This window comes from Streptomyces sp. NPDC029138 (assembly GCF_055564375.1).
Genome location: NZ_JBVHWM010000059.1, coordinates 1 through 15,018, shown reverse-complemented (window position 1 = coordinate 15,018; position 15,018 = coordinate 1). Strand labels below are relative to the sequence as shown.

At 67.8% G+C, this 15,018-nt stretch carries 11 protein-coding genes, 1 tRNA gene and 5 pseudogenes; 13 read left to right on the top strand and 4 right to left on the bottom strand.

Features of this window, described 5'->3' with window-relative positions; all coding sequences use genetic code 11:
* Positions 1-172: 172 nt before the first annotated feature.
* A complete protein-coding gene (locus ACZ4WH_RS33070) occupies positions 173-703 on the top strand; it encodes a hypothetical protein (RefSeq protein WP_468187785.1) in 531 nt (176 codons plus the stop codon).
* Here the strand turns inward: ACZ4WH_RS33070 and ACZ4WH_RS33065 are convergent.
* Entirely contained in the window at positions 694-993 is a 300-nt protein-coding gene (locus ACZ4WH_RS33065; protein ID WP_468187783.1) for a hypothetical protein, read from the bottom strand. The genes ACZ4WH_RS33070 and ACZ4WH_RS33065 overlap by 10 nt on opposite strands.
* Before the next feature lie 184 nt (positions 994-1,177).
* On the opposite strand from ACZ4WH_RS33065, the pseudogene ACZ4WH_RS33060 reads away from it, so the two are divergent.
* The 3 genes and pseudogenes from ACZ4WH_RS33060 to ACZ4WH_RS33050 all read left to right on the top strand — a co-directional run.
* Positions 1,178-1,888 (top strand): annotated as a pseudogene (locus tag ACZ4WH_RS33060) (NADPH-dependent F420 reductase); the annotation flags it as partial.
* Positions 1,889-2,295: 407 nt separating this feature from the next.
* Positions 2,296-3,591, top strand: coding sequence for a hypothetical protein (locus tag ACZ4WH_RS33055; protein ID WP_468187781.1), 1,296 nt, complete (start codon positions 2,296-2,298; stop codon positions 3,589-3,591).
* Between the two features lie 112 nt (positions 3,592-3,703).
* A complete protein-coding gene (locus ACZ4WH_RS33050; RefSeq protein WP_468187780.1) occupies positions 3,704-4,501 on the top strand; it encodes a calcium-binding protein in 798 nt (265 codons plus the stop codon).
* Between the two features lie 394 nt (positions 4,502-4,895).
* Here ACZ4WH_RS33050 and ACZ4WH_RS33045 read toward each other — a convergent pair whose 3' ends face one another.
* Entirely contained in the window at positions 4,896-5,759 is an 864-nt protein-coding gene (locus ACZ4WH_RS33045) for an SCO2400 family protein (protein ID WP_468187778.1), read from the bottom strand.
* A gap of 598 nt (positions 5,760-6,357) precedes the next feature.
* Here ACZ4WH_RS33045 and ACZ4WH_RS33040 point away from each other — a divergent pair.
* The 8 genes and pseudogenes from ACZ4WH_RS33040 to ACZ4WH_RS33005 all read left to right on the top strand — a co-directional run bounded on the left by ACZ4WH_RS33040 (position 6,358) and on the right by ACZ4WH_RS33005 (position 12,369).
* Entirely contained in the window at positions 6,358-6,957 is a 600-nt protein-coding gene (locus ACZ4WH_RS33040) for a DUF6058 family natural product biosynthesis protein (RefSeq protein ID WP_468187776.1), read from the top strand.
* Positions 6,958-7,309: 352 nt separating this feature from the next.
* Positions 7,310-7,506 (top strand): annotated as a pseudogene (locus ACZ4WH_RS33035) (hypothetical protein); the annotation flags it as partial.
* Positions 7,503-7,832, top strand: a pseudogene (locus tag ACZ4WH_RS33030) (DNA-binding protein); the annotation flags it as partial. The pseudogenes ACZ4WH_RS33035 and ACZ4WH_RS33030, both read left to right, overlap by 4 nt.
* 647 nt (positions 7,833-8,479) lie before the next feature.
* Positions 8,480-8,866 (top strand): type II toxin-antitoxin system RelE/ParE family toxin, encoded by a 387-nt coding sequence (locus tag ACZ4WH_RS33025; RefSeq protein WP_468187875.1) that lies wholly within the window; start codon positions 8,480-8,482, stop codon positions 8,864-8,866.
* Between the two features lie 9 nt (positions 8,867-8,875).
* Positions 8,876-9,226: a helix-turn-helix domain-containing protein gene (locus ACZ4WH_RS33020; RefSeq protein ID WP_468187774.1), complete on the top strand. Its 351-nt coding sequence runs from the start codon at positions 8,876-8,878 to the stop codon at positions 9,224-9,226.
* Positions 9,227-9,979: 753 nt separating this feature from the next.
* Positions 9,980-10,498, top strand: a complete 519-nt coding sequence (locus ACZ4WH_RS33015) for a YfbM family protein (protein WP_468187772.1) — start codon at positions 9,980-9,982, stop codon at positions 10,496-10,498.
* Between the two features lie 290 nt (positions 10,499-10,788).
* Positions 10,789-11,109, top strand: coding sequence for a hypothetical protein (locus tag ACZ4WH_RS33010; RefSeq protein WP_468187771.1), 321 nt, complete (start codon positions 10,789-10,791; stop codon positions 11,107-11,109).
* Between the two features lie 511 nt (positions 11,110-11,620).
* Positions 11,621-12,369 (top strand): annotated as a pseudogene (locus ACZ4WH_RS33005) (transposase).
* Positions 12,370-12,474: 105 nt separating this feature from the next.
* Here ACZ4WH_RS33005 and ACZ4WH_RS33000 read toward each other — a convergent pair.
* Complete coding sequence (locus ACZ4WH_RS33000; RefSeq protein ID WP_393739917.1) at positions 12,475-12,828, bottom strand: DUF1330 domain-containing protein; 354 nt, start codon at positions 12,826-12,828, stop codon at positions 12,475-12,477.
* A 157-nt stretch (positions 12,829-12,985) separates the two neighbouring features.
* Between ACZ4WH_RS33000 and ACZ4WH_RS32995 the strand changes: the two are divergent.
* A pseudogene (locus ACZ4WH_RS32995) lies at positions 12,986-13,853 on the top strand (tyrosine-type recombinase/integrase); the annotation flags it as partial.
* A gap of 502 nt (positions 13,854-14,355) precedes the next feature.
* Here ACZ4WH_RS32995 and ACZ4WH_RS32990 read toward each other — a convergent pair.
* Positions 14,356-14,426: transfer RNA gene (locus tag ACZ4WH_RS32990), tRNA-Gly, on the bottom strand.
* Positions 14,427-15,018 lie beyond the last annotated feature (592 nt).

The window sequence follows — 15,018 nt, the reverse complement described above, 5'->3', positions numbered from 1 at the left end:
CTCGCCCACCTCTACCGAGTTCCCCCAACCCGGCTCGGAACGCGCCGCACCGGCGGCACGGTGGAACGCGGCGGTTACCCGCCGGCCCCGCCGCCGTTTCCTGGCATACGCCCTATGACATCGGGAAACCCGGGGTGCGCACTCCTTGAAGGGCGCGCGGAAGGAGCTCGACATGAGCCAGAACGGGACAAGCACATCCGACCTTCCTCAGCCGTTGCGGGCCGTCGGTTCGGGGCTCCGCCGCCTGCCCGGAGCCGAGCAGGTGAGCAGGGCCGCCGACAGCGCGCTGGACTGGGTCGGAGCGATCTCTCCACGCGGCCGCCGGATGGCGGTCTACACCGGTGCCGGAGTGCTCGGCGTCGCCGGGGTGGTCGAATGGCCCGTGGCTCTCGCCGGTGCGGCCGTCGCCTGGCTGACCCAGCCGCGCGGCCCCCGACAAGACGCCCAGGACGAGACGGCCCGGCCCGCCGCGGCGCTCCCTGGCCCTGTTTCCACGGGAGCACAGGACACGGGAGCGCAGGACACCGCGTCGGAGCCACAGGGCCCCGGCGACAGGCTCGCGGCCTCCCACTTCCACCACGATCACCCCGCAGGTCACACCCACGACCAGCCCGCCAGGGTCGGTGACCCCGTCACGGCATCGGCACTCAGGCAGGTCGCGGAAGCCTCCGCGCATCACGAAGAGAGGGGCACTCAGCAGTAACCGGTGTGCAGAAACCCGCGTCGGGAAGGTGTGCCGAGATCCAGTGGGATGTCGGCGTGCTTCGGGAGAGCCGCGAGGGGCGCGTTCGGGACGATGAACTCCCTGCCGGTGCACCTCTCCCGTACGGACTGCCGGCCGGCGGGCTCGCACACGAACGGGTTGGCGTACGTGTTGTAGCCGAGTCCGACGCCCGTGTTGAGGAAGCCCGCTTCCTGGCACTGGTACAGCGCGCCCCTCAGGGCGGCGCATCCCTGGGGCCCCGGTACCGCGAACGGAAGTGCGCGAAGCACGCCTGGGAGTCGCCGCCGTCGTACGGGGACGGACCGCCGGCCGCCAGCGCACCGAGGAAGGAGCGGTTACAGCCGATGGCCGGTGAAGGGGCCGCTCCCTGAACCAACTTGGCACGCCGGCAACCGGTCACCTTCTGGAACGCGCCGACGACGTCCTCGTCCCCGCCGAGCCGCGGCGGCTCGCTCGCTCGCCCGCCTCGCCGTCGCCGCCGGCCTCGACGTCGTCATGAGCAACTCGCGCGGCCCCGAGACCCTCACCGACATGGTCGCCGAACTCGGCGACCACGCCCGCGCGGCCACCACGGAGGCGGCGGCGAAGGCAGGCGACGTGGTGGTGGCAACCGTCCCCATGAGCGCCTACGACAAGCTCCCCGCCGACGCGCTGGCCGGGAAGACCGTGATCGACACGATGAACTACTACCCGCAGCGCGATGGCCACATCGCGGAACTGGACAGTGCCGAAGTGACCTCCACCGAGCTGCTCCAGCGCCACCTGACCGACTCCCGGCTGGTCAAGACGCTCCACAACATGGACCACCGCCGGCTGTTCACCCGGGCCCGTCCCGTAGGCGCCCCGGACCGCAGCGCCCTGCCCGTGGCCGGCGACGACCCGGCCGCCAAGGCCGAGATCACCGCTCTCCTGCGCGTCCTGGGCTACGACGCCGTGGACATCGGCACCCTCGCCGACTCGTGGCGCTGCGAGCCCGGCACGCCTGTCTACGTCCGGCCCTACCTCGGAGACCGTCCCGAGGGACTCACCAAGGAGGAGGCGCAACGCTGGTTCCTGGAAGCCCCGGGCGACCCGGTACCCGCCGCCCGGGTCAAGAACCTCATCGACCAGGCCGCCCGCGGCCCGGTGGGCGGCTCCTTCGCCGCCCTCCCGTTCTGGGGCTGAACGCACCACATGGGCACGCCTTCGGCCGAGGACAGGTGCGTTCAGAGCGAGGCTCAGTGTCGGCCACGGAGTGACCGCATCCACCCACCGCGTGGCGCCGGCGAATGTGCGTCGGTTCGGGGCCTGCCCGGCGCTCTTCGCCGGGCGTCGGGGGTTTCGGTTCGCCACCCCAGAGCCAAGCGGCTGTGCACGATCCACGCCGGCGTGACGGCGACCGCGCCGACTCCCGCGCCGATGGCGGCGAACAGGCGGTCAAGGCGATGTCGCCGCCGACACCGCATGTGACGTTTGAGCGTACTGGTGCGCTGGGTATTGCGGGCAACCTGTGTGACGGCTGTGCCCAGGTCGGAACGAGAACGAAGTGGGGGATGAGGGTGGCTCCTCGTGCAGCACGTCATCGGCGTTCGGTGAAGCGCCGTGTCCTTGCCGGTCTTTCCGGCGCCGCGGCGGCAGGGATCGCGGTCACCGCGACGATGGCCATGAACGCCGAGGCCGCGTGGACGTCGACGTGGAACGTTTCGGCCTCCGGCTGGACCCCTGACGATTCCCCCACGGTGTCGGTCGACCGGCAGGGCGACGCCCTGTTGGCCTGGAACGCCTGCGACCTGTCGACGCCGGGCTGCTACTACCGCATCCAGGCCAGAGTGAAGACCGCGAGCGGTACGGCGACAACGATCCGCACCCTGTCGCCCGACGGTGCCGCGCCGTCCTGGCCGGAGGCCGCCTCCGACGACACCGGCGACTCGGCGGTGGTCTGGCAGCAGGACAGTCAGGTCGTGGGCCGGCGGGTCTCGGCCTCCGGCAGCCTCGTCGGTCCGCTGCGGAAGCTGTCCACGTCGGCGCCCGCGACCACCCCGGTGGTCGCCGTGACTCCGGGCGGCACCGCTATGGCGGCTTGGACGGAGAGCCGCGACGGAAGCTGGTACGCGGTCGCCCGCCGCCTCACGCTGGACGGCACGGTCGGCGCGGCCATCACGCTTGGCTCGGGCTCGGCGGAGAAGCCGGCCATCGGAGTGGACCGCAGCGGCCGGTTCGTCGTCGCCTGGGCACGCGGCTCGGACGTCGTGGCCAGGCGGATCACGTCGACGTCCGTCTCCTCGACGAAGGTGCTCACCTCCCCGATCGCGTCGTACGGCGGGTTCGGCATGGTGCGGGTCGGCGTGGACCGGGACGGCGACGCGGTCATCACCTACCACTCGGGCGGCGGTGCCCGCTCACAGGTCTGGGCCTCGCGCTGGAGCCGCACCGGCACACTGGCTGCCCCTCTGCGGATCTCGGCTTCCACCGACAACGTGGGCTTCCACCACGCCCTCGCGACCGACCTCGACGGCGACTCGATGATCGTGTGGACCCGCTACAACAGCAGCGGCAAACTCGAGCTGCTCGGCCGCCGCCTGTCCGCGGCCGGTACCCGGGGCGCCGTCACCAGCCTGGGTCTCGGCGACCGCCCCGACCTGGCCCTCGACGACGACGGCGACGGCATGCTGGTCTTCCACACGGTCGTCCCCAAGTCGACGCCCCCGTACAGCTACACCAAGACCAGCGCCCGCCTGATCAGCCGTTCCGGCACCTTCGGCACCACGAAGACACTCACGTCGGACGGCCGGGTACCCCAGGTCGACACCCGCCCGACCGCCCGGTTCACGGTGGTCTGGCAGCAGGAGAGCTTCCCGTACACGATCAAGTCCGTGACCGGTCCCTGACCGGTCCCTGACCGGTTCCTGACCCGGTCCTGACCGGTCCCTGGCCGGCTTCGACCACCCCGCTGCTCCCACTCGGCGGGTTCCCCCTCTTCGCTCTCTGTGAAGGAGATACATGCGCAAGCGCGCTGCCTCCGCTCTGCTCATCGCCGTCGCCGCACTGGCCGGCTTCACCGCCCCCGGTGCCTACGCGGGCGAGACCGACGTCCAGATCAGCAACGTCTCGTTCGACGGTGGCAAGAACATCGTGGTCGGTCTCTACGCCAAGACGATCACGGTTTCCGGGACCTTCACCCACCCGTCGGGCATCCAGGACGCGGACTTCGTCCTGTGGCGTGGACCGGACGGTGCGAATCCCTACGAGACCTACGACGATCGCATCGTGTCGAACCAGTACTACTCCCATGCGGACTGCGTCGCCTCGAGTGCCACCACCTCCACCTGCTCGCAGACGATTTCGCTCGAACCGGATTGGCGGTACGGCGGCACCGCGCTCACCAACGCCCACGCAGGCACCTGGAAGGTCAGTGTGCAGGGGGTGGCCAATGACGACAGCTGGACCCAGTCGGCGAGCTACACCACGACGCGTCTCCAGCGGCACTCCAAACTCACCGTGGACGCAGGCCCGGAACCGATTGCCAAGGGCAAGTCCCTCACCGTCACCGGCAAGCTCACCCGGGCCGACTGGGACAACCTCGACTACCGGGGTTACACCAACCAGCCGGTCAAGCTCCAGTTCCGCAAGGCCGGCACCACGACCTACACCACCGTCAAGACCGTGTACACCTCCGGCACCGGCAACCTGACGACCACGGTCCCCGCGTCGGAAGACGGCTACTGGCGCTGGAACTTCCCAGGCACCTCCACCACCCCGGCCGTCAAGGCGACCGGCGATTTCGTGGACGTGCAATAACCCGAACGTCGCTCTCGACAGCTCACGCCCGTGGCGAGAGCAAGACCGGCGCGGATCATCCGCTGTTCCCGTCCCGCCAGCCGTCTCACCCTCTCAGCCCGCGCCCACACCGCCTCGCCGGCAGCTTCGCGCTCAGCCCGGGTGGCGTGGTGCCGTACCTGGCGGGCATTGTGAACCACCCGCACATGCCGCCCTGGCTCAGGCACACAGGCCGACGACAAGTTCGTGGACCACGGTGATGATTGCCTGCTTTTCGGTGGCGACCGCGGCTGCCCGGCGGCGACGTGCCGCTGCTACCGGGTCGAGCGCTCCTGCTCCTTTCCGCTTCACGGAACGATCTGCTTGCGCGGATCACGGTGAAATCCCTGTGAGCCGAGGGAATTGCTCCGGCATGTCAACCGAGGCAGAGGACCAGCAGGCACACCTGGGTGGGTGACGTCGCCGCCGGGGCGGGCGTGGTCCCGGAGGTGTCCGGTTCCATGCCGCCGGTCGCCGGGGTAGGGGCCGGCGGGGGCGCGGTCGTCGTGTCGGTGCGGCCTGGGGCCGATCCGTTTGTGCTCGTCGTGCCGCCGGAGGACGCGGCTGCCCTGGTCTGCCGCTGCGGGGACGACGCGACGGCCGGGCGGGGAGAGGGAACGGCGTCCGGCCGGGTCACCGGGGGCGCGGTGCTGGGCGTGGCCGGGAGGGTGTGGCGCCGAGGGGCGGCGCTGATCGGCGCGTGCCTCTCAGGTGCGGTGCGGGGCGCGCGACGCTCGGGGGTATGCGAGGACGGCTGAGCGGGTTCCGCCTCCACCCGCTGCCTCGCGGCGCCCATGCTCCGGTCCTCCGGTGCGGTGGCCGCCTGCGCCTGGCTGGTGGTGTGCCGGTCAAATGTGGCGAGCGACAGGCCGCCGCCGACGAGTGCGAAGGCGGTGGCGACCATGGCCCGCCGCTGGTGTTTCTTCAGACGGGCGAGCTGGCGGCGGCGTGCCGCCCTGCCCGGCCGCGCCGGTGATATGCCGGCGGTGTCGGTGGACGGCCCGGTGGCGGTCCCCGCGTCCTGCTCCGGCCGGCACCCACGTTCCCAGGGGAATCCGTCGCCGCCGGAGGTTCCGGACGGCGTGGCGGTGGGCGCACCCGTGGTCGTCGACTCGGCAGACCGGTCGGGGCCGAGGTGATCGGCGCGGATCGGCGGCGCGATGTCCGGGGCGTACGCACCGCACCCGGGACACACCAGGGCGCCATTGAGATGCCGACGACACGTGGAGCAGTAGTCCATCTGCGGTCTTCCTGGGTTGACTGCGCCGTCGGCCCGCCCGGGCCACGGCCTGGTCACGCTCGTACAAGGAGTCGAGCGGCCAGCAACGCTAACGACCCCTTTGAAAGGCTGTGTGCAGCCGGTGTGGCACTCCTGCGCAGATTTCCGGAGCCGCAGACCGGCCCAGGCCCGGTATGCGCTCCATGGGTGAGTGCCTCGTGACGGCCAGGGGTGTCCCTCTTCACAAGGGTGCCGGTCCGGCAATGATGTCGGTCGCCCTGTGACGCCGCTGCGGTGCGGTGTGCTGATGGGAGTGACCCCGGGCGGGTCACAGCGCTCAGCCTCCGGGGGAGGTGCGTGGGCGCCGAGGCGCAGGGGCAGTGCCGGTTTTGCCCCAAGCAGGGTGTCGCCACCACCTTGCCTGAGCTCGAGCAGAGTTGGACCATCCAGCGACGCGCCGTCGGTCCGTCGGCGACGAGCACCGGGATGTCGTGCCCGGCGAGTAGCTCGTTTCTTGTCGCGGTTCCGCCGATGGTTCGGTGAGCGCCTAACCGTCCGGCCCATAGCGTGCGGAGTCCTGTGCGGGAGATGCCCGCGCTGATGACGCCGGAGGCCCCCTATGCCGGAGACGGACCTGAAGCAGCAGCTCGTCGAGAGGTTCCAGGAGGTCAACGGCGACCATCCGATGACCGATGCGGATGACGTATATGTCAGCGCGCAGTTCATTGCCCTGGAGGAACTGTGCGCAGTCCATGGCCGCGAAGCCGATGCGGTCCGCCGGCTGATGCTGGGGCAGCGTCTGCCGCTTCCGGGATATCTGCGCTCCGACGGCGCTGAGATGGTGCCGGCCGACCTGTTCGCTCTCGCCGACGAGGCCGGCGGCGTAGACCTGCTCGAAGCGTGGTTCACCGCTCACTGGGCCGACCCGGTCACCGGGAAGGCGGAGTGGAATTCGTATCTGAGCGGACAGTACGTGTGTCTGCACTCGGTGACCCCGGCCACCATTCAGCGCAAGGATTACCTGACGACCGCGATCGGTGCCGCAGCGAACGAGCTGGACGCCGGTTCAGCGCAGTGCTCTGAACGACTGCACGCTCTGGTTGACGAACTCGACGGCCTTGAACCGGCGTTCACGGCCTATGACCGTCTCCGGTTCGGCGGACCCACGTCCCGGGACACCTGCATCGACGCCGTGCGCGCCCGCTTCCCGCGCCCGTGACCTGGAGCCGTGGGCGGCGTTCTGCGAGTTGGTTCATGCCACGCGGACTTCGGGACGTCCGACCGCGAGATCAGTACGAAGGGACTCCCACCACGAGGTCGGCGGATCCAACTGAGTGCGCAGGACGGGGCTGGGAGAGCGGATGGGCTCGTCGACGTACCGGTGCAGCTCGGCCTGGTACGTGTAGCCCTCCCTGGTTGACTCGGTGGTGTCACACAGAAACGCGCGAACACGCGGCGCATGCTTTGTTGATCCGCTGGGTCAGCCGGCGGCGAGTACATCCAGCGCCTTCCGCAGAGCAGGGACCGGGTGGCCGAGAAGCACAGAGCTTCTCGCGCCTCGGCCCAGTGGGGCGATCCGTGAGCGGGTCGGCAAGCGGGGCGTCTCCGCGTACCTGGAGAAGGCGGCCCAGCGGCAGATCGAGCGGGAAACCTGGACGAGCTGATCACCGACTTCGACAAGATGCACGGCCCGGACGACCCGGAGGCCGTGGCGGCCAAGCGCGCCAGGCTCACCGGCGGTACGTCGGACGCCGGGGCCGTCGCGTGAGCGGTGCCCTGCCCCTGGGCAGCGAGGGTCTGGCGAAGGCGGTGCAGCGAGACCGGGAGATCCACGAGTGGCTGACGGCCGCCCGTGACGCCGACCTGCCGGTTGTCACCTCCGCTGCCGTGCTCGTCGAGGTCATCCACCCGAAGATCAACGAAGCCGCACTGAAGTGGACCCTTTCCCGGCTGCGTGTCGAGCCGGTCACGCAGGGCGTGGCACAGTCCGCCGCTGCTCTGCTGCGAACAGCGGGCCCGCACGGCCACAAGTACGCCATCGAAGCCACGCTGTGCGCGACCGCGCTCCAGCGCCCCGGCCGGGTGACCATCCTGCTGACCTGGGCAGATTCATTGTGCTGCGGCAGGAGTGTGGGCCTGGTGGCACCGCTGTTGACCGTAGTTGCCCGCTCCGAAGGCACGCTGTGGGCACGAGGTCGCGAGGTGGGGGAGTGTCGTGCCTGCGTCGCCTTCTCTGTGCTCGGGGCTCGTCGACACGTAAGCCGGCTGAGGGAAGTCGTCGCGACTGCACATGGATGCCGATCCCCTGCCCTGGTTCGGAAGGTCACAAAAAGCTGGTTTTACGCTGCAGACTTCGATCTCCACGACGGGCAGCCTGGTACCCAAGGTGGCGAGCGCGGCGAGATGCCGCGACTCGAGATCGAGAGATTTACCTGTCCAGGTAAAGACCTCAGTCCTCAACGCGAGGACCCTGCTGCCCGAGGTGAGGAGGCAGCCCGATGGAGTGGATCACCGCGGGATGCGGCGCTGTCGTGGGCCTGTTGGTGATCCGCGTGCTGCTCCACCAGGTGCGAGCACTCCTGATGGACGTGGGTGCCGTTGTTCACGCGTGGCGTGAGCTTCTGAGCGTGATGAGGAATTCAGGACCTCACACCTGGAGTGGTGGTTCATGAGAGCCCTGTTGGTGGTCCAGTGCCGGCGCAGTCGGCTTGCCGCCGCTTAAGGAAATCCTTAAACTCATGATGCTGGTGTCGAGGGGAGTCGTCTTGAGCTGGGCGATCAAGGTCACCGATGAGTACGCGGAGTGGTTCAGGCGGCTGATCAAGGAGGATCTCGGTTCTGCCTCCCAGGTCGGCCAGGCCGTTGCCGCCCTGCGTGACGCAGGCCCCACCCTGGGGCGTCCCCTCGTGGACCGGCTGAAGGGATCGGAACTGCATCACCTCAAGGAGCTGAGGCCGGGGTCAGGTGGCCGGTCCGAGATCCGGATCATCTTCGCCTTTGATCCGACTCGTTCAGCCCTGCTACTCCTCGGGGGCGACAAGGCAGGAAACTGGGAGCGCTGGTACCGCTACAACATTCCCCTGGCTGAACAGCTCTACCGCGACTACACCGGTGACACGGAAGACTGAGGAGTAAGCATGCCCAAGAAGACCCCGCAGGACTGGGAGACCCTGGAGCAGGAGCTGTACTCGGCCGGTGTGGATCCCGCTGAGGTGGAAGCCGGTTCACGTCGACTGCTGGCGGAAGCCCGTGGTCATCAACTCGCTGAGGCGCGCAAGCAGTACGGGCTGGCCCAGAGGGACGTGGCTGCCCGTATGGGTGTGAGCATCGCTCGCGTGTCCCAGATCGAGCACGGCGAGGTCGCCACTCTCGATGTCATCGCACGTTACGTCGAAGCGCTCGGCGGCAGGTTGGATTTGGTTGCCGACTTCGGTGATCACACGCTACGGATGCCGGCAAGTGGTGATCAGGGCAGTGCGGCGGCGTAGTTATGCCCGAAGGCTTTGCCGGTGTCCCGGCCATGGACTGTCAAGAGCGATACCCAACCCGCTCTTGACAACAAACAAACCCCAGACCGCTGACCTGGGGCTTCTCATGGAGCGGGTGACGAGAATTGAACTCGCGCTCTCAGCTTGGGAAGCTGCGAATCATCCGCCGTCTCGCCAGGCGCTGACCTGGGCGAATGGGTGACAGAGGGCCCCGCCTGGCACCGCTGTATTCACCGTGGTTCCCCGCTGTTCCCCGCTCGGTCTGGTGCGCTTGTGGTGCGGCGGACTTCAGCGCTGGAGTCCAGGTGCCGGCTCGATGACGTCAGCCCAGACGCGGTCACCCCATGGGTTGCCCTCTGTACCCAGGCGTGCCGCGACGACATCGTCGAGGAAGTGCGCTTGCGCGACGCTGACCGCCTCGTGGGGCCACCACAACGAGTCGCACTCAGTGCAGATCGTGAAGCATGCCCCATCGGCCTTGAAGCGGTAGGTCTGGACACAGTCCTGCTCACAGCGTGGACAGACACGTTTGGCTGACATGACCAGCACGGTACCCCGGGCGCAAGCGCACGCTTTCCAACTCTGTTGGTGGGGTGGTGGGGGGCGTTCAGCTGGGTTCATGGGTGGCTCGCAATCCGCTGGGAACTGATACCGGGGGCTCAGATGAACCATGCCGAACGGGGCTGAATGAGACGGAAACTGAGACGGTTTGTCCGCCCACCGCTGTCAGAGGGCTCGTCTAGTCTTCCGGCCATGAGCATGATCGGTGAGTACCTGCGCGTTACGGCTGCTGAGCTCGACCGGGCGATTCAGGATCCTGACTGGGCGCTGGATTTGGCCGAAGAGGTCCAGGACGCAGAGGAGGAGTCAGAACCTGCGCCGACCGAAGCGCGTCACTTCAGCACCTCCAAGACCTGGGACATGCTGGGCTTCCTCTTGACGCGTGCCGACTTTCCGGTGGATGTCATCCATGGCGAGGAGCCGTTTGCCGAGGATGAGGACTGGGGCTATGGGCCGCCGAGGTACCTGCGCTCGGAGCGGGTGCGTCTTGCAGCGCGGGCGCTGCGCGCCACCACGTATGACCAGCTCGTTAGCGGCGTGAATCCGGCCGACCTGACGAAGGCCGATGTGTATCCCCTGGCTGGGGCGTATCCCCTCGGATGGAATGCGCCTGGAGCGCTCGAGTGGGGGCATGACCGGTACGACGGCTTGACGCAGTTCTTCGAGGCTGCCGCGGCGGCGGATGACGCCATGCTCGTGTGGCTCGACTGATCGCCGCCACCTGTAGGCGACCACCGGGTCGGCGTGGGCTGAATCAATCAGGTACGCGATCTTGAAAACCGTCGTGGCGGGAGCCACCGTGGGTTCAAATCGCACACCCACCGCGCAGGAGAACGGCCCCTGACCAGGCGATACGGTCGGGGGTCGTTGTGCTGCGTGACCCCCGCTCACCACCGTTGTACACCGTGGTTTCCCGCACGATCGGGCACGGATGGGGCACGGGCACCTTCGATCATTGCGAAGCCGTCCCTACGTGTTCTTGCGGAACATAGTCTCGGGGTATGGATGGCAATGGGGCCGCACTGATCGCCGCTGGCGCAGCCGTGCTGGCGAGCGCCGCAACGGGCTTGGCTACCGCCCTTGCGGCACAGATCCAAGCTCGGGCGAGTCACCAAACTCAACTGGCACAGTTGGACCACACCAAGGCTCAAGACCGGTATACGCAGCGACGGCAGGCATACGCGGATTTCGTTAAGTCGGTTGGCATCCTCCATTCGCGCCTGGCTGACATGGCCGCAGTGGCAGGCAGCGCCACTGTGTTCCACGAAAAGCAGCAACAGGCTCGTGCCGATCGAGCTGTCCTGATGGGCCTGCCCCAGTAGGGGAGCGGGTGCGAGACCTATACAACAGCGTCGATCGCTACTGGGCTTCGGTGGACAGGCTTCACGCGGCTGCCTGCGGCGGAAATGACGAGGCGACACAGGATCGCAGACAGCAAATGATCACGATTCGCAATGAGTCGCGCAGGCTTCGAGACCTCTTCGTGGAAGCTGCACGTGGGGCGTTGGGTGATGCGTGAGGACCACCCAACCGTCGGCGGAGTCTCAATGACCTAGTCAAGGCCACGGGCGCCGCCAATGATGCGCACGGCGCCCGTTGATGCGCACGGCGCCCGTGCCGGGACCAGGCTTTGAGGTCTGGCCTCATCCTTTTCAGGTCGATCATGGGGGCTCGCTGGTGTCGGTCACTCCGCTCTATGCCTCGGCCGATCGTTCATTGAGCTTCTTCGAGTTGGCCACCGATCAGGTGACGGCCCACGAAGCGCAACGAGCGAGGCCCCCGAGCAGTTGATCGAGATGTCTGACGTCTCAACCACGCTGTTCGGGGGCCTCGTTGGTCATCTATCCTGCCGCACTCGACCTGCCCCATGCGCTCGTGGAGTGGGTAACCATGCTCGTTGTCACCCGTGAGGGCGACCGGCGCTGCAAGCTCCGCCCGTCCCAGCGCGCGATGGTGGCACTGGTGTACCTGCGCGAACACACGCCCCTGGCGAAGATCGCTGCCGCGTTCGGGATCAGCCAGTCCACCGCCCACGCCTACACCAGCGCGGTCATCCACCTGCTCGCCGAACGCGCCCCGGGCTTGCTGAAGGTCCTGCGCGAGGCCGATTCGGACTTCGTCCTGCTGGACGGCACGATCGCCGAGTGCGACCGGGTCGGCGACGGACGGGCCGACTACTCGGCCAAACACCGCCGGCACGGGTGAACGTGCAGGTGGTCACCGATCCGGGCGGCCAGCTGCTGTGGCTCTCACCCGCACTGCCGGGCCGGGCTCACGACCTGACTGCTGCCCGCACTCACCGGATCATCCGCATCTGCGAGCGCCAGGGCGTCCCCATCCTGGCCGATCTCGCCTACCAGGGCGGCGGCCCCTGGGTGACCACGGGCATCAAACGCAGGCCCCTGCAAGAACTCACCCCCACCGAAAAGACCCTCAACCGGGCCCTGGCCGCAGCACGGGCACCGGTCGAACGCGGCATCGCACGCCTGAAGTCCTGGCGGATCTTCCGCAGATCCCGATGCAGCCCCAACCGCATGACGTCAATCACCAAAGCCGTCCTCACCCTGGAGCGGCAACGCTGAAGAAGCTCATTGAGGTCCAGAGCTGACCGCCGGTGTCCGTGCTTGTTGGTGTCAGACGTTGGTGTCACCAGAGACAAGCACCGTTGACAATGCCTGCGCAGCGTACTAGGCCTGTTCCCCGGTCGTCTCTGCCCTGAGTTTCACCGCCCGCTCACGCGGGTCGTACCCAACACCAACGCCCTCGACGAGCACGACGTCCCCATCGATGTGATCGGTCCGCAGCCGCAGGATCTCCTGATACGCGGGGGACGCGTACCAGGCGCGGGCCTCGGCTAGGCCGGGGAACTCAATCAGCACCATGCTGCCTGGCCAGCTCCCCTCCACCACCTCAGTCGGCGGGCCGTGGATCAGGAAGCGGCCGTGAAATGGATCAAGGGTGTCTTGGATGCGTTCCAAGTACTCAAGGACATCAGGGTGATGACGGCGATCACGTAGGTGGGCAAAGCCGTATGCAGGCACGTCCCCTTCCCTTCGTTCGCTCCGGTACGACGACTTGAACGTAGCCGCGCGCCCCGCACGCCGCGATTACCTTCGAGGTAATCGCCGAACGGGCCGCTCTGACTCGACTTGGTCGCTCCCGAAATGCCCCATAGCTGAACCCCTTCCCCAACCCACCGGCGTCCCGGTGCCTTCCCGTGCGTGGTCGGTCGGGGAGTGGCTAACGTACTGGCTTGAGCACATCGTGGAGCCGGAGCGGGAGCACAACACCTACGTCAAGTACGAGTCCAAGGTCCGGCTCTACCTGCTGCCGCATCTCGGCAAGAAGCCGTTGGTGAAGCTCACGCCCGCCCAGCTCCGCACGTTCATGGCCACACTGAAGCGCGAGCAGGTCGGCGCGGCCACCCGCTTCGAGACGCTCCGTGTCCTCCGGAACGCGCTCAACCGGGCCATCCGTGAGGAGCTGCTGACGCGCAGTGTCGCGCTGCTGGTCGACATGCCCAAGGTCGCCAAGGACAAGGGCAAGGCGTGGAGCGCTCGGGAAGCGATCACTTTCCTTCGCTCGGCCCGTGCTCACCGCCTCTACGCGGCCTGCGTCCTGGTCCTCGTGCTCGGCCTCGTCGCAGTGAGGTCCTGGGTCTGCGCTGGCAGTACCTCGACTTCGACGCGCGCCAGATCACCCCGCTCAAACAGGTGCAGCGGGTCAAGGGCGTCGGCCTGGTCCTCAAGGACCTCAAGACCGAGTCCTCACAGGCGGTGCTTCCTCCCGGAGTTCTGCGCTCGCGCCCTGGAGGAGCGGCGGGAGCTGCAAGGGCTGGAGCGGAAGATCGCCGGTGAGCACTGGTCGCAGGAGCCGGACCATGACCTGATCTTCTCCTCCGAGCACGGCGGCATGATCGACCCGGTGGGCTTCTCCCGGACCTTCGATCGGCTCGCACAGCCAGATCAGCATGACCATGGACGTGTACATGCACGTGGTCGGCGACAGTGAGCTTGAAGCGGTCGGCATGCTCGCGAAGCTGCTGGAAGATCCGCTCATCGGCTGACCGCCGCCGTTGGTGTCAACCACTGGTGTCAAAAGACCCCCGGACCGATGATCCGGGGGTCTTCTCGCTGGTGGGGCTAACAGGATTTGAACCTGTGGCCTCATCCCTATCAGGTCGATCGCAGGGAGTCGGCGAGGTTGCCCAACCGGCTCTGCGCTGTGATTGGTTGCCCGTTGAGGTTCGGCGTCGACCGCCGCTGTCCGTCCCTGTTGGTGTCAGGGGCTGGTGTCAGACATCAACCGGCAGCTTGACACTTCTCATGGCCAGTGGTCTCGCCTCGACGAAGCTGCGCCCGCACGAGAACCAGCACGATAACCACGGTGATCAACTGAGTCGCGGAGTCGAGAGCAGCGGCGACGGGCTCAGCACCGATCACGCAACTCTCGAAGGAGAAGCCCACCGGCAGCTAGCCGCTGCTTATGGTGCGGATGTGGTGCGCGGCCCGCACAGTGGTTTAGACAACAAGCAACCCCCGGGCCTATGACCTGGGGGTTTCTCACAGAGCGGGTGACGAGAATCGAACTCGCGCTCTCAGCTTGGGAAGCTGATGTTCTACCATTAAACTACACCCGCGTAATACGGACGGAACGGCCCCGGAGGGTCCGGTGTCCGGACGCTTGCTCACTCTACATCATCGTCGACCCCCGGTGTCCGGACCCCGGGGGTCGGACGCGTTTCAGAGGGGGATCCGGCTGCGGGCGGCCGGAGTTGGGGCGTACCGTGGAGGCCTGGGGGAGGGCCGGAGTGCCGCCTGGAGAGTCGTCTCCTTGATCCCGTAATGTGGCTTTTGTCGTCCGGGCAGCAACGCCGGACGAGGCTCTTGGGGAAGGGACTTGAGGGACTTGATGGAACGCACCGTCGTCCGATGCGCGGACGGGCACGTCTTCAGCACCGCTTCGTTCCCGATGCAGCAGGCCGAGCGGCTCGGCCCCGGCCGGCTCGTCCGGTGTCCGCGGTGTGCCCGGCTCCGCAGCGCGGTGCCCGTCGCCCTGGAGAAGAGGTAAGGGCAGCGGGAGATAACGGGTTGTAGTCGAGGTGTGACTGCGGGCGCGGGGGGGGGGGGGGGGGGGGGGGGGGGGGGGGGGGGGGGGGGGGGGGGGGGGGGGGGGGGGTGGGAGAGAGGGAAAAAGGGGAGAAGAGAAAGAAAGGAGAGGGAGGGGAGGGC

Coding starts and splice junctions, on each gene's coding strand:
- ACZ4WH_RS33050 (WP_468187780.1), top strand. CDS start 3,704: ATGCGCAAGCGCGCTGCCTCCGCTCTGCTCATCGCCGTCGCCGCACTG.
- ACZ4WH_RS33025 (WP_468187875.1), top strand. CDS start 8,480: ATGCTGGTGTCGAGGGGAGTCGTCTTGAGCTGGGCGATCAAGGTCACC.
- ACZ4WH_RS33015 (WP_468187772.1), top strand. CDS start 9,980: ATGAGCATGATCGGTGAGTACCTGCGCGTTACGGCTGCTGAGCTCGAC.
- ACZ4WH_RS33040 (WP_468187776.1), top strand. CDS start 6,358: ATGCCGGAGACGGACCTGAAGCAGCAGCTCGTCGAGAGGTTCCAGGAG.
- ACZ4WH_RS33070 (WP_468187785.1), top strand. CDS start 173: ATGAGCCAGAACGGGACAAGCACATCCGACCTTCCTCAGCCGTTGCGG.
- ACZ4WH_RS33010 (WP_468187771.1), top strand. CDS start 10,789: ATGGATGGCAATGGGGCCGCACTGATCGCCGCTGGCGCAGCCGTGCTG.
- ACZ4WH_RS33045 (WP_468187778.1), bottom strand. CDS start 5,759: ATGGACTACTGCTCCACGTGTCGTCGGCATCTCAATGGCGCCCTGGTG.
- ACZ4WH_RS33020 (WP_468187774.1), top strand. CDS start 8,876: ATGCCCAAGAAGACCCCGCAGGACTGGGAGACCCTGGAGCAGGAGCTG.